The sequence below is a fragment of the Gelidibacter salicanalis genome, from assembly GCF_016469035.1.
GTDB lineage: Bacteria > Bacteroidota > Bacteroidia > Flavobacteriales > Flavobacteriaceae > Gelidibacter > Gelidibacter salicanalis_A.
In genome coordinates, this window is sequence record NZ_JAEHJZ010000352.1 from 1 (window position 1) to 322 (window position 322).

General features: G+C 52.8%; 1 protein-coding gene. It reads right to left on the bottom strand.

All coding sequences use genetic code 11. From position 1 onward, the window contains the following. Positions 1-322, bottom strand: a 322-nt coding sequence (locus tag JEM65_RS21650; RefSeq protein ID WP_199603840.1) for an FCD domain-containing protein, incomplete at both ends; no start/stop codon positions are given.

Here is a 322-nt window from a genome sequence, read left to right on the forward strand (position 1 = left end):
ATGCTGCCACATCGCCAGTTTCGCCGCGTGCGGATCACGGCGGATCAGCGCTTTCAGGATCAGGTCATGATCTTCGCACCAGCTTTCAATCGACTTCTCGTCGATGTGCTCATGCAGTTTGCGCCAGTAAGGATTGTGTAACCGCTGGCTCCACATCTTCTCAACAATTGTCGCCAGTGCGCTGTTTTGTGTCGCCTGTGCAACCTGCACATGGAATTTCAAGTCCCACTCAGAATCACGAAAACGGTCTTCCTGCCGCGCATGTTCCTGAATTTCCATCAGACGCATGATGTCTTGTTTCGTCACCTGAGTCGCGGCGAAT